This is a genomic window from Acidovorax sp. HMWF029, assembly GCF_003060895.1.
Lineage (GTDB): Bacteria > Pseudomonadota > Gammaproteobacteria > Burkholderiales > Burkholderiaceae_C > Acidovorax.
In genome coordinates, this window is record NZ_QAIH01000091.1 from 18194 (window position 1) to 28400 (window position 10207).

The following is a 10207-nucleotide window of genomic DNA, read 5'->3' on the forward strand; positions in this document are numbered from 1 at the left end:
CGGCATCAGCACACAACTTGGCCACATCGACCCAACATGCATTACCAGGAGCCAGCGTTGTGCCCATGGCGCACTGCGCGCCGGGCCGGGCAGGCGTCACTGGGAGCGGAGACGGCACACCCAACGGAAAACAGGTGTTCCAAGCAGGCAACGTGATGCTTGCAATGCGCAAACCAGACGCAGTCTGGTTCGTGTGCACCACAGGTAAAAACCCCAAGGGACTGCCGCTGGGCATGGTGCCCGTCGTCTGCACCGGAATGGACAGGGTCTGACCACCAGGCTGGGTGAAGGCCTGCTGCAATTCCTGCAGCTGGGCTCGCACATTGTCGCCCCACAGCACCATTACCCCCACGGATACCGCAACAAGGCCCGCCCCCATCGTGCGTAAACCGCGCGCGGAGATCAAACCCTTGCGCAACATCCATGGCACGCATGCAGCCATCGCCAACACAAGCAGGAGCAGGGCTACCGGATGATCAACAGGTATCGATGCTGGGGAAATAGCAGGCGCGGCCGTAATGGTTTGAGCCTGGACTGAAGGCACAGCCACCAAGATCAGTGAGGTTTGAAAAAGGCGTTTTAGTGAACTTGGTAGACAAGGCTGCTGGCCCAACATCGGCAATTCTTTCAACTAGTGCTTTGCGAACAGATCAAAGGAGTGATGCCCCCCAGATCATCCAGCACCACCAACGACCCTGTGGAAGCTGAACTAGCAGACGGCGAGGACACGAACGAGCTTGCGCGTAAACCATCTGCCTCACCGAGCGAGAAGGAGAAAGGCCATGGGCGCGCAAAAAAGCGCTATTGGAAAATGTTCCGCAGTTTCAAGTCAAGCACAGAAGTGCAAATCCGCTCTTATTCACTTGGCTCCTGCAGCGAAAGTGCCCGTCCCCATCAAGCATCAGCCAAGCCCAACATCCCCCGCGCCTCCTGCGGCGAAGCCACCTCCCGTCCCGCATTGCGCGCGTATTCCGCCAGCTGCTCAATCAACGGCCCGTTCGAGTCCGCCTTGGTCCCATCCGGCAGATAGAACGTATCTTCCAGCCCCGTGCGCAGATGCCCGCCCAGCTCGGCCACGCGCTGGTGCACGGGCCAGATCTCGCTGCGGCCGATGACGGTGGCTTGCCAGGGGGCGTCCTTGATTTTCAGCTTGAGCAAAATGGGCAGCAGATCCGGGTCCGCAGGCATGCCGGATTCGACGCCCATCACAAAGTTGTATTCGGGCAGGCGCTCGGTGTACATGCCGGTCTGCACATACATCTCCACGCAGCGCACGATGCCCACGTCAAAGCATTCGAACTCGGGCAGCGTGCCGGTATCCAGCATCACGTCGATGAAGTCCTTGACCTTGGCGGGCTGGTTGTCGAACAGCATGGGCGGCCAGGCCCAGGTGCCGTTGCTGCGCACCTTCAGGTAGTTGAGCGATCCGGCGTTGCACGCGGCCATCTCGGGGCGGGTGGCGCGCAGGCAGTCGAGCGGGCCTTGGTAGTGGGGGCCGACCACGCCGGTGGTCTGGTTGATGATCAAACCCGGGCAGGCCTCGCGCATGGCTTGCACGCAGTCGCGCGCCACCTGCGGGTCCCAGCTGGGCAGGTGGCCCTTGCCGGGCTCCTGGTTGCGGAAATGCACGTGGACCACGGCGGCGCCTGCGTCGTAGGCGCGGCGGGCTTCTTTCGCCAATTGCTCGGGCGTGACAGGCACATGGTGCTGGCCGGGGTCGGTGAGCACGCCGGTGATGGCGCAGGTGATGATGGCTTTGTGGCTGATGGCGTGACTGGTCATGGTGCGTCTCCGAATGGCATTACTGCTGCTTTGCAATCCACTGACCGTTCGGCCTGAGCCTGTCGAAGGCGGGGCGCACTGGCTTCGACAGGCTCAGCCCGAACGGATGGGGTGGCGGTGAGTTTTTGGCCCATGTCACACCTCATATACCGAGCTGCTTGGCGGCCAGGTCTTTCATGATTTCTTCCGCACCACCGCCAATCATCATGACCTTGACCTCGCGGTAGATGCGCTCGCTGACGGTGCCGCGCATGAAGCCCATGCCGCCCAGGATCTGCACGGCCTGGTCGGCGCAGAACTGCATGGTTTGGGTGGCGTGGTTCTTGAGCAGGCACACACTCGCTACCCATTCCGGTTCGGTGCGCCCCTCATCGGCCTGCGCAGCCACGGATTCGCACCACGCGGCGGTGGACTGGATGCGCATCTGCATGTCCACCAGCTTGTGGCGGATGACCTGGTGCTCCACCAGCGCGGCGCCAAAGGTCTTGCGCTGGCGGGCCCAGGCCAGGGCTTCGTCGTAACAAGCCTCGGCAAAGCCCAGGGCCGATGCGGCCAGGCCAAAACGCTCGCCGTTGAAGTTGGCCATGATGATGCGAAAGCCCGCGCCCTCTTCGCCCAGCAGGTAGCGGGCGGGCACGCGCACATTGTCAAAACGCAGGTGGGCGGTGTCGGAGCAGAGCCAGCCCATCTTGTCGAGCTTGCTGCGCGACAGGCCTGGGCTGTGGCCGGGGATGAGCAGCATGGAGATACCTGCGCTGCCCTTGCTGCCCGCGTCGCCGGTGCGCACGGCCACGGTGATCCAATCCGCGCGCATGCCGGAGGTGATGAATACCTTTTCGCCGTTGACGATGTACTCGTCGCCCTCGCGCCGCGCGGTGGTCTTGAGTTGGGCCACGTCGGACCCGCCACCGGGTTCGGTAATCGCCAGCGCAGCGATCTGCTCGCCTGCCAGCACGGGCGGGATGACCTCGGCAAGCACAGCATCGCTGCCATGCGCCAGCACGGGCGGCAAACCGATGTTGTGCGACAGCAGGCTGGCCAGCACGCCACCGCTGGCACCATGGCGGCTGAGCGCGCGCCACAGCGGCAAGCGCAAGGCGTAGCTGGCAGGGGTTCCGCCGTACTGCTCGGGGTAGCCCAGACCCAGCAGGCCCAGGTCGGCTGCGCGGCGGTACAGGCTGCGAGGGAATTCACCGGCCGCGTCCCACGCGTCCACATGCGGCGCGATTTCGGTGCGGGCAAAGCGGGTGACGGTGTCGGTGAGGGCGGTACGGTCTTCGTCGCTCACAGAACTTGCATCGGACGTGTCGGTCATGCGGGCGCTCCTTGCGTGGCGGGTGCAAAGCGGGCCAGCACCTGGCCGGGCGACACCTGCTGGCCGGGGGCCACCAGCAGCTCGGCCACGGTGGCGGCGGCGGGGCTGGCCAGGCTGTGTTCGAGCTTCATGGATTCGATGACCACCACCGTATCGCCCGCCGCCAGCGCCTGGCCTGCTGCCACGGGCAGCGCGACCACCTTGCCGTTGAAGGGGGCGCGCAGCTCGGTGGCGCCACCGGCGGCGCCCGCGCGTGTGGCGGGCTCCCACGATGCGTCTTCCACCCAGCCGTCCACGCCATCCGACTGCCAGTGCCAGCGCCGGGGGCCCACCGCCATGCAGTGCACGCCGCGCTGGGGCAGTTGCAATGTCACAGGTTCCGCCCCGGCCTGCTCTATTTGCAGCCGCCCACCGCCCAGCTCGCGCACGGCGATGGAGTGCACCTGGCCCTGGTGGCGCAGGCGCATCGGGCGGGCGAGCGCACAGGGCAAGTCAGACGAAACTTTTGAAGAAAAAATAGCCTCTACCGCGCAGAAGGAAAGCGCTTTAAGCTCACTTTTTAATAGCAATTCTTGCAAATCTGCGGCGTGTTCAGCCAAGAACGGCACCAGCGCCTGCCCACTGGCAAACACCGGGTGCTGCAAGCAGGCCACCAAAAACGCGCGGTTGGTGGGCAGGCCCAGCACGCGGGTGCTGTGCAGCGCGCGCACCAGCGCGGCAATGACCTCGGCCCGGGTAGGCGCGTGCACGATGAGCTTGCCCAGCATGGCGTCGTAGTGGGGGGTGACTTCGGCGCCCTCTTCCAGCGCGTGGTCAAAACGCAGCGCGCCGGGCGCGGCCCGTTCAAACGCGGTGGCGGGCGGCGCGCTGAACTGCAGCACGCGGCCAGTGTGGGGGCGGAAGTGCGCGTCTTCGGCACACAGGCGCACTTCGATGGCGTGGCCTTGCAGATGCACCTCATCTTGCGTAAGCGGCAGCGGCTCACCCCGCGCCACGCGGATTTGCCATTCCACCAGGTCCAGCCCGGTGAGCGCTTCGGTCACCGGGTGCTCCACCTGCAGGCGGGTGTTCATCTCCATCAAGAAGAATTCAGCCCCGTCCAAAAGGAATTCCACCGTGCCCGCACCCACATAGCCAGCGGCCTGCGCCAGCGCCACAGCGCAGGCGCCCATGCGTTCGCGCAGCGCTGCATCCACGGCGGGACTGGGGGCCTCTTCGATGATCTTCTGGTGGCGGCGCTGCACCGAGCAATCGCGCTCGCCCAGGTGGATGCATCCGCCGTGCGCGTCGGCAAAGACCTGCACCTCCACATGCCGTGGCTGCAGCAGCGCGCGTTCGATGAGCAGGTCGCCACAGCCAAATCCCGCCAGCGCCTCGGACCGGGCACTGGCCAACGCGGCAGGTAACTGCGCGAGGTCGGTGACCAGGCGCATGCCGCGCCCTCCCCCACCCGCCACGGCCTTGACCATGAGGGGCGTGCCGATGCGCGCAGCCTCGACGGCAAAGCGCTCGTCGCTCTGGTCATCGCCCGCATAGCCGGGCAGGCAGGGCACGCCATGCGCGACCGCCAACGCTTTGGCCCCGGCCTTGCTGCCCAGTGCACGGATGGCTGCGGGCGGCGGGCCGATCCAGGTCAGGCCCGCATCCACCACGGCCTGGGCAAATTCGGCGTTCTCGCTGAGGAAGCCATAGCCGGGGTGCACCGCATCGGCCCCAGTGGCGCGGGCTGCGGCCAGCAACTTGTCGGTGCGCAGGTAGGTGTCGGCGCTGGCTGCGCCGCCCAATGCAACGGCTTGGGTGGCTTCGCGCACGTGCAGGGCGTTGGCATCGGGGTCTGAGTAGATGGCCACTGTTTCGATGCCCAGGCGGTGGGCGGTGTGTATCACCCGGCGGGCGATTTCGCCGCGATTGGCGATGAGTATCTTTTTCATAGGCTGTGCCCTCGCGGCTCCATCGCCCGCCTGCACGCTTCGCGTGCGCGGGCAATTTGCTTCGCCATGCCTACGGCATGAACACCGCGATTGGCGATGAGTATCTTTTTCATAGGCTGTGCCCTCGCGGCTCCATCGCCCGCCTGCACGCTGCGCGTGCGCGGGCAATTTGCTTCGCCATGCCTGCGGCATGAACAGCCCGATTGGCGATGAAGTTTTTTTTCATGGCTTCGCACTCCACGGCGGCGCCTTACGCGCAGCAAACGCCGCCAGCCCTTGCGGAGCTTCGGGGCCACGCAGCGCTTGCGAAAAAGCAATTGCCGCTTCGTCCAGCAGCGCGGGCAACGGCGTTTCGGCTTGGGCCAGCAACAAACGTTTGGTAGCGGCCACGGCCTGCGGCGCTGCGGCGGCGTGGCGCGCGATGGCGGCTTGCACAGCTGCCTCCATGTCGCCACTCACCACCTCATCGACCAGCCCCGCGCGTTGAGCTGTCGCAGCGTCCCAGCGCTCACCTGTCAGCAAACAACGCCGCGCCGCTGCGGGGCCAAGGCGCCGCTCTACAAACGGCGCGATCTGCGCAGGCACGATGCCCAGCGTGACCTCGGGCGTGGCGAACTGCGCGCCGCTGTGTGCCAGCACCTGATCAGCGCAGCACGCCAGACCAAAGCCGCCACCCATGGCCGCGCCCTCCACCGCCACGATGAGCCACTGCGGCAGCGCACACAGGGCCTGCAGCAGCGCGCCAAAGCGGCGGTTCAGTGGCACCAGCGGGTCAGCCTCGCCCGCAGCCAGGGGCTGGCCAATGGTCTTGGCAAAGCCGCCCAGGCTGCCACCTGCGCAGAAATGGCCACCCGCGCCACGCAGCACCACGCCGCGCAGGTCGGCATCGGCCACAGCCCGCTCGCACGCGGCCAGCAGGGCATCCACCATGGCTTCTGACAGCGCATTGCGACTGGCCGGGTCGTTCAGCGTCCAAGTTTCGACGCTGCCGCGAGCAAGTGGCCTGCGGTCGATGAGCAAAGGGAGGGCTGTCATTTCAGTGACCCATTGCATGCACGCAGCGGGCTGCATTCACTCCCTCTCCCCTTGCGGGAGAGGGCTGGGGAGAGGGGGTGCCAGACTGGGAGGCAACGCCAAATCAGCCCCCTCTCCCCAACCCCTCTCCCGCGAGGGGAGAGGGGCAGTACTGCGCGCGCATCACGCGGCAGGGACAACCTTTTGCCTCTCATACGGGTCGTTTCGCAATGCCCATGAGCTTGGCGAGGATGCCCAGCATCACTTCGTCCGCCCCACCGCCAATCGACGCCAGCCGCCCGTCGCGGTACATGCGCGAGACCTTGTTCTCCAGCGTATAGCCCATGCCGCCCCAGAACTGCAGGCAGGTGTCGGGCACCTCGCGGTTGAGGCGGCCTGCCTTGAGCTTGGCCATGCTGGCCAGCTCCAGCACGTCCTGCCCGTTCACATACAGGTCGCAGGCGCGGTAGGTGAGTGCGCGCAGGGCCTCCACCTCGGTCTTGAGCTCGGCCAGCTTGAACTGCACCCACTGCTGGTCGGCCAGCGTGCTGCCAAACAGCTTGCGCTCCTGCGCGTAGTCGATGGTCCACTGGATGCAGTGGTTCAGCGATTCGAGCGTGCTGGCGGCGCACCACAGGCGCTCTTCCTGGAACTGCTGCATCTGGTAGATGAAGCCCTGGCCTTCGGCGCCGATGCGGTAGCGCTGCGGCACGCGCACCTCGTCAAAATAGATCAGGCCCGTGTCGCTGCTGTGCATGCCGATCTTGCGGATTTTTTGCGCCACCTCGATGCCCTTGGTGAGTTTGCCGCCGGGGCCGTCGCGCATGGGCACCATCACCAGGCTCTTGTTCTTGTGCACGGGGCCTTCGCCCGTGTTGACCAGCATGCACATCCAGTCGGCTTGCAAGCTGTTGGTGATCCACATCTTCTGGCCGGTGATCACGTAGTCGTCGCCGTCCTTGCGGGCCACGCTCTTGATGCCGGATACATCGCTGCCCGCCGCAGGCTCGCTCACGCCGATGCAGCCCACCATGTCGCCCGCAATCGCAGGGGCCAGAAAGTTGCGCTTGAGCTCTTCGCTGCCGTAGCGCGCCAGCGCCGGGGTGCACATGTCGGTCTGCACACCAATCGCCATGGGCACGCCGCCGCAGTGGATGTGGCCCAGCGCCTCGGCCATGGCCAGGCTGTACGAATAGTCCAGCCCCTGGCCGCCGTATTCCTCGGGCTTGCACAGGCCCAAGAGGCCCAGGCTGCCCATCTTCTTGAAGACCTCGTGCGCGGGGAAGATTTCGGCGGCCTCCCACTCGTCCACATGGGGGTTGATCTCTTCGTCGATGAAGCGCTTGAGGGTCTTCTGAATCTCGCGGTGCTCGTGCGTGAACTGCATGGTGCTTGTCTCCTGCGGTTGTATGGGTATGCCTGCAAACCTCGATCACGAAAGCTGAAATTGCCCCAGCGGCTGGGGCCGACCGTTGAGCACCAGCTCCACCTGGTGCGCGACGGGGTAGTGGGTGCGTGTGGTCATCTGCTGCAGCGACAGCGTCTTGCCCACCGCCACGGTGGCACCGGGCGGAATGTCCAGCGTCTGCAGCTTGAACACCTTGGGCGCCGCACCGCCATGGGCCTTGACGTAGTGCACCTTCAGGTCGGCCAGCACGCGCTGGGGCTGCGGTGTGGGGTTGTGCAGCTCGGCATCGATGCGCACCTTGTCGCCGATGCGCGCGCGGGCGGGCACCACGCGGGCGGCCCGCACATCCAGCGCCACGGCATGGCCTACGCCCAAGGCATCGAGCGCGCCAGCGTCGCCGCGTTTGATGAGAAAACGCAGGCCGTGGCGCACCAAGGCTTCGCGCGGTGCGGGTGCGCCCTGCAGCCAGGTGCGGGCGGTGCCCACGGCCAGGTCGGGGTGGTCCTTGGCAATGTCGCCCAAGTGGTTGGCCACGGAGCGACGCACATAGGACGATGGGTCGTCCTTGAGCGCATCGAGCAACGGCAGGGCCAGTTGCGGGTTGTTCTGGAATGCAGGCAAACGCGGCGCCCAGGGCAAGCGGGGTCGCGTGCCTTCGCTCACCAGGCGGCGCACATGGGCGTTGTCGTCGTGCGCCCAGTCGCGCAGCCGTGTGAGTGTGGCGCCCTGGTGGTGCAGCAGGTAGGGGCGTATGCAGAACTCGGCCGTAAAGCGCTGGGTGAGCGCGTGCTGCGCGGCCATGGCCGCCTCGAAATGCGGCAGGCCGTGTGTGCCAATGTAGATGCTGTGGGGCAAGTACAGGAAGGCGCTGTAGGGGCGGTCACCCGCATCGGGCTCACCGGCGGCATCGATGCCCATCGGCGGGTCCATCGAATCGACCAGCACGCCCAGCGCGCGCGGCACGTCTTGCGGCAGGTGGGTCTGCAGGGCCTGCGCAATGCGCTGGCCGCGTGCCATCAGCTCCAGCGATTCGTAGCCGGGCTCTACCTGCTGCAGAAACGCGGTAGTGTCGAACTTGCGCCACGCACGGCGCACCATGGCCGCGATGCGCGGGGGCACGGAGTCATTGAGCAGGTGTTTGAGAGGCTCGGCCATGTCTTTCGGAACCCCTCACATCCGCGCCACCCCAAAGCTCAGGGGCCGCAGCGTGCGGGCCTGTGCCTCGGCGCAGGTGTCCAGGCAAAACGCCAGCACGGCGCGCGTGTCGCGCGGGTCGATCACGCCGTCGTCCAGCAGCAGGCCGCTGGTGTAGAACGCATCGGCCTGGGCCTCGAACATGGCGACGATCTTGTCGAACTGGGCTTGCGACTCGGCGGGGTCGGGCGTGATGCCTTTGCGCGCGAGCGCCGCCTCGGTCACGATCTGCATGGTGCGCGCAGCCTGCTCGCCGCCCATCACCGCTGTCTTGGCCCCCGGCCAGCTGAACAAGAAGCGCGGCGCATAGCCCCGCCCGCACATGCCGTAGTTGCCCGCACCAAAGCTGGCGCCGCACTGGATGGTGATCTGCGGCACTGTGGCATTGGTCACGGCCTGGATCATCTTGCTGCCGTGCTTGATCATGCCGCCCTGCTCGCTGTCCTTGCCCACCATATAGCCCGTGGTGTTCTGCAGGTAGATGATGGGGTGGCCCAGCTGGCACATCCACTGGATGAAGTGCGTGGCCTTGTTGGCGCCCGCCACGTCGATGGGGCCGTTGTTGCTGATGAAGCCCACGGCGTGGCCCTGAATGTGGCCCAGCGCGCACACGGTGGCCATGCCGTAGCGGGCCTTGAATTCGAGCAGTTCGGAGCCGTCCACCAGCCGCGCCATCACCTCGCGCATGTCCACGGGCTGGCGCAGGTCCGCGGACATCAGGGACAGCAGGTCGTCTGCCGGCAAGAGAGGTGCGGGCGCGCTGGGTCGCCGGAGCATATTCCACCCCAGCTGCGCGACCACATCGCGCGCCAGGCCAATCGCCTCGCGGTCGTCCTGCGCCAGGTATTCACCCAGGCCCGAGACGGAGGTGTGCATCTCGGCGCCGCCCAACTCTTCTTCCGTCGCGATCTCGCCCGTCGCAGCCTTGAGCAGCGGCGGCCCGGCCAGAAAGGCGCGCGAGCGGCCCTGCACCATGATCACCACATCCGACAAGCCGGGCATGTAGGCGCCGCCTGCGGTGCCCGAGCCGTGCTGCACGGTGATGACCGGAATGCCCGCCGCCGACAGCCGCGCGAGGTTGCGGAACAGCGTGCCGCCGTGCACAAAGCCCTCCACCCGGTAGCGCATGAGGTTGGCGCCCGCGCTCTCGACCAGATGGATGAACGGCAGGCGGTTTTGCAGTGCAATCTCCTGCACGCGCAAGATCTTTTCCAGACCCATGGGCTGGATGGCGCCGGCCTCGATGCCCGAGTCGCTGGCCACGACCATGCAGCGCACGCCACTGACAAAGCCGATGCCCGCGACCATGCCTCCACCAGGCACTGACTTCTCTGGGGTTTTCACGTCTTGCAGGTAGCCCGCCAGCGTGCACAGCGGCAACCAGGGCGCACCGGCATCCAGCAGCAGGGCCACACGCTGGCGCGGCAACAGCTGGCCGCGCTTTTCAAACTGGGGGAGCGACCGGGCCGAGGCGGCGGCGGCACGCTCTTCCAGCGCGCGCAGGGCATCCAGGCGGGCCTGCAGCGCCGCGCGGCGCTGCGCGGCCTCGGCGCTGCCTGGGTG

General features: G+C 66.4%; 8 protein-coding genes. All 8 read right to left on the bottom strand.

Features of this window, described 5'->3' with window-relative positions; genetic code table 11:
- A partial coding sequence (locus tag DBR12_RS22550; RefSeq protein WP_233244320.1) for a midcut-by-XrtH protein occupies positions 1 to 631 on the bottom strand: 631 nt, incomplete at its 3' end.
- 263 nt (positions 632 to 894) lie between these two features.
- Positions 895 to 1767 carry a 3-keto-5-aminohexanoate cleavage protein gene (locus DBR12_RS05720; RefSeq protein WP_108616379.1) on the bottom strand — a complete coding sequence of 291 codons (873 nt, stop codon included), beginning with the start codon at positions 1765 to 1767 and terminating at the stop codon, positions 895 to 897.
- A gap of 157 nt (positions 1768 to 1924) precedes the next feature.
- Positions 1925 to 3097, bottom strand: a complete 1173-nt coding sequence (locus tag DBR12_RS05725) for an acyl-CoA dehydrogenase family protein (protein ID WP_108616373.1) — start codon at positions 3095 to 3097, stop codon at positions 1925 to 1927.
- Positions 3094 to 5028, bottom strand: a complete 1935-nt coding sequence (locus DBR12_RS05730) for a biotin carboxylase N-terminal domain-containing protein (protein ID WP_108616374.1) — start codon at positions 5026 to 5028, stop codon at positions 3094 to 3096. Before DBR12_RS05730 ends, DBR12_RS05725 begins: the two co-directional genes overlap by 4 nt.
- A 222-nt stretch (positions 5029 to 5250) precedes the next feature.
- A complete protein-coding gene (locus tag DBR12_RS05735; RefSeq protein ID WP_108616375.1) occupies positions 5251 to 6063 on the bottom strand; it encodes an enoyl-CoA hydratase/isomerase family protein in 813 nt (270 codons plus the stop codon).
- A gap of 190 nt (positions 6064 to 6253) precedes the next feature.
- The gene (locus DBR12_RS05740; protein ID WP_108616376.1) at positions 6254 to 7429 is read right to left on the bottom strand and encodes an acyl-CoA dehydrogenase family protein; all 1176 of its coding nucleotides are present in this window, start codon (positions 7427 to 7429) and stop codon (positions 6254 to 6256) included.
- 45 nt (positions 7430 to 7474) lie between these two features.
- Positions 7475 to 8605: a DNA alkylation repair protein gene (locus DBR12_RS05745; protein ID WP_108616377.1), complete on the bottom strand. Its 1131-nt coding sequence runs from the start codon at positions 8603 to 8605 to the stop codon at positions 7475 to 7477.
- Positions 8606 to 8620: 15 nt separating this feature from the next.
- The coding region (locus DBR12_RS05750) for an acyl-CoA carboxylase subunit beta (RefSeq protein WP_199226636.1) at positions 8621 to 10207 on the bottom strand (1587 nt) is incomplete at its 5' end.

Bases quoted from the DNA above. Each gene is read 5' to 3' on its own strand.
- DBR12_RS05725 (WP_108616373.1), bottom strand. From the start codon at position 3,097: ATGACCGACACGTCCGATGCAAGTTCTGTGAGCGACGAAGACCGTACC.
- DBR12_RS05730 (WP_108616374.1), bottom strand. From the start codon at position 5,028: ATGAAAAAGATACTCATCGCCAATCGCGGCGAAATCGCCCGCCGGGTG.
- DBR12_RS05735 (WP_108616375.1), bottom strand. From the start codon at position 6,063: ATGACAGCCCTCCCTTTGCTCATCGACCGCAGGCCACTTGCTCGCGGC.
- DBR12_RS05740 (WP_108616376.1), bottom strand. From the start codon at position 7,429: ATGCAGTTCACGCACGAGCACCGCGAGATTCAGAAGACCCTCAAGCGC.
- DBR12_RS05745 (WP_108616377.1), bottom strand. From the start codon at position 8,605: ATGGCCGAGCCTCTCAAACACCTGCTCAATGACTCCGTGCCCCCGCGC.